At 45.7% G+C, this 2,948-nt stretch carries 3 protein-coding genes and 1 pseudogene; all 4 read left to right on the forward strand.

Going from position 1 to position 2,948, the window contains the following annotated elements; translation table 11 throughout:
- Positions 1–87 (forward strand): annotated as a pseudogene (locus CRG49_RS12560) (IS5/IS1182 family transposase); the annotation flags it as partial.
- Positions 88–345: 258 nt separating this feature from the next.
- Complete coding sequence (gene tig / locus CRG49_RS12565) at positions 346–1,656, forward strand: trigger factor (protein WP_095502197.1); 1,311 nt, start codon at positions 346–348, stop codon at positions 1,654–1,656.
- A 270-nt stretch (positions 1,657–1,926) separates the two neighbouring features.
- Positions 1,927–2,556 (forward strand): ATP-dependent Clp endopeptidase proteolytic subunit ClpP, encoded by a 630-nt coding sequence (gene clpP, locus CRG49_RS12570; RefSeq protein WP_095502198.1) that lies wholly within the window; start codon positions 1,927–1,929, stop codon positions 2,554–2,556.
- A gap of 221 nt (positions 2,557–2,777) precedes the next feature.
- Positions 2,778–2,948: helix-turn-helix domain-containing protein (locus tag CRG49_RS14145; RefSeq protein WP_157807888.1), on the forward strand; the 171-nt coding region annotated here is incomplete at its 3' end.

The raw sequence follows: 2,948 nt of genomic DNA on the forward strand, positions 1-2,948 counted from the left end.
ATTGCTACTCGCTATGAGAAATTAGCTCGTAATTTTAAATCGATGCTTTACTTGGCTTGCTCTATTATTCATGCTAAGTTAAATTGAGGACACGCCCTAATCTGAATCATGGTTTATTTTGTTACCTGCTGATTCAAATCACACCACAGGCCGTCTGAATCGACCAATTTTCAGACGGCCTTATCGCCTATTATTCAAACATTGTGCTATACTAGTCGGCTGAATTTTATCCCTTTTGCAACCAATGGCCGCCTGAGGCTGCCGATTGTTGTTTTGCCGCCTTTGAAGGCAAATCACGCAAACAGGTTTCCATCCATTAATCAACAAGATATTTAAGGGCTTACGATGAGCGTAACTGTAGAAACTTTAGAAAACTTGGAACGCAAAGTAATTGTGTCTCTGCCTTGGGCTGAAATCAACGCAGAAACCGACAAACGTTTGAAACAAACCCAACGCCGCGTAAAAATCGACGGCTTCCGTCCGGGCAAAGCCCCATTGAAAATGGTTGCGCAAATGTACGGCGCAAGCGCGCAAAACGATGTGATGAACGAATTGGTTCAACGTGCATTCTACGACATCGCGGTAAGCGAAAACCTGAAAGTAGCCGGTTTCCCACGTTTTGAAGGCGTGGAAGAGCAAGACGACCAAGAATCTTTCAAAATCGCTGCGATTTTTGAAGTATTTCCTGAAGTCGTGATTGGCGACTTGTCTGCACAAGAAGTTGAAAAAGTAACGGCCAACGTTGGCGATGCCGAAGTTGACCAAACAGTTGAAATCCTGCGCAAACAACGTACCCGCTACAACCACGTTGAGCGCGAAGCGAAAAACGACGACCGCGTAATCATCGATTTTGAAGGCAAAATCGACGGCGAATTGTTTGAAGGCGGTTCTTCTAAAAACTACGCATTCGTATTGGGCGCGGGTCAAATGTTGCCTGAATTCGAAGCAGGCGTTGTGGGCATGAAAGCCGGCGAAAGCAAAGACGTTGAAGTAAACTTCCCTGAAGAATACCACGGCAAAGAAGTGGCCGGTAAAACTGCCGTGTTCACCATCACTTTGAACAACGTTTCTGAGCCGACCTTGCCGGAAGTGGACGCTGATTTCGCTAAAGCCCTGGGCATTGCAGACGGCGATGTGGCTAAAATGCGTGAAGAAGTGAAGAAAAATGTTGGTCGCGAAGTTGAGCGCCGCATTCAAGACCAAACCAAAGATTCTGTAATGGAAGCTTTATTGAAAGCATCTGAATTGCAAGTGCCTAACGCTTTGGTAAACGAAGAAGCTACCCGCTTGGCCAACGAAATGAAACAAAACTTCGTAAACCAAGGCATGGCTGATGCTGCCAACTTGGATTTGCCAATCGACATGTTCAAAGAGCAAGCCGAGCGCCGCGTATCTTTGGGCTTGATTTTGGCTAAAGTGGTTGAAGAAAACAAACTGGAACCAACTGAAGAGCAAATCAAAGCCGTTGTGGCCAACTTTGCTGAAAGCTACGAAGATCCACAAGAAGTCATCGACTGGTACTACGGCGACGAAAGCCGCTTGCAAGGCCCGACTTCTTTGGCCGTTGAAAGCAACGTGGTTGACTTCGTATTGGGCAAAGCCAAAGTTACTGAAAAAACCTTGTCATTTGACGAAGTAATGGGCGCACAAGCCTAATCTGCCGTCTGAAAAATGACATCATGAAGCACTAAAGCGGCGCGCAAAGCGCGCTTTGGTGCTTTTTGCTTCTTGAGTGCATTATCGTTGTTTACAATAAAAATAAAATAAGGCAACAGCGGCCGCTTGTATATCCGACATAAGGACGATGGCAACGCTGTATTATTTTTATGTTAAACCGCCATACGTTGAAATGCCGGCCATTTGGCACCATATACGGAAAAGATGATTTACCGATTTCCGTATCACTTACTGACAGGAAAAGTCCGCATGACTCCAGACATTCAAAACTATCTCGTTCCCACCGTTATCGAACAAAGCGGCCGTGGCGAACGCGCTTTCGATATTTATTCCCGCTTGCTGAAAGAGCGCATTGTATTTTTAGTCGGCCCCGTAACCGACGAATCTGCCAATCTGGTGGTGGCGCAATTGCTGTTTTTAGAAAGCGAAAATCCGGATAAGGATATTTATTTCTACATCAATTCCCCGGGCGGCTCGGTTACCGCAGGCATGTCGATTTACGACACCATGAATTTCATTAAGCCTAACGTATCGACTTTGTGTTTGGGTCAGGCTGCCAGTATGGGCGCATTCTTGCTGTCTGCCGGCGAAAAAGGCAAACGCTTTGCCCTGCCAAACAGCCGCATCATGATTCACCAACCATTGATTCACGGTGGCTTATCCGGCCAAGCATCCGACATCGAAATCCATGCCAAAGAGCTGATTAAGATTAAAGAAAAACTCAACCGTTTGCTGGCGAAACATTGCGACCGCGATTTGGCTGATTTGCAACGCGATACCGACCGCGACAATTACATGTCTGCCGATGAAGCCAAAGAATACGGCTTAATCGACCAAGTATTGGAAAGCCGCGAAGCATTGTTGGCAGAAACCAACTAAATCTGTTATCTAAAAAGGCCGTCTGAAATCCATTTTTTCAGACGGCCTTTTGATAAATAAATAGCAAATAATCAAAATATCTCTTCGCTTTATCTTGTATGATACAAATCTTCTTCGCCATTAAGAAGGCCCTTACATTCGCCTAACAAGTGCAATTTCCAATAACAGAAAAGGCCAGTATGCGGTAGTATACTGCCTTTCCTGACAAGAAAGATTGCAATATGGCCTACACACAACTGACCTCACACCAAAGATACTACATTTCCAGACATTACCGCAACCTACCCCTAAACCAAATCGCACAGAACATCGGTTGTCATCCCGCCACCGTCAGTCGGGAAATCAGACGGCATTCCGTCAACGGAACCTACTGTTACCGAAAAGCACAACAG

The organism is Neisseria sp. N95_16, from assembly GCF_002551535.2.
GTDB classification, from domain to species: Bacteria; Pseudomonadota; Gammaproteobacteria; order Burkholderiales; family Neisseriaceae; genus Neisseria; species Neisseria brasiliensis.

Bases quoted from the DNA above. Each gene is read 5' to 3' on its own strand.
- clpP (WP_095502198.1), top strand. From the start codon at position 1,927: ATGACTCCAGACATTCAAAACTATCTCGTTCCCACCGTTATCGAACAA.
- tig (WP_095502197.1), top strand. From the start codon at position 346: ATGAGCGTAACTGTAGAAACTTTAGAAAACTTGGAACGCAAAGTAATT.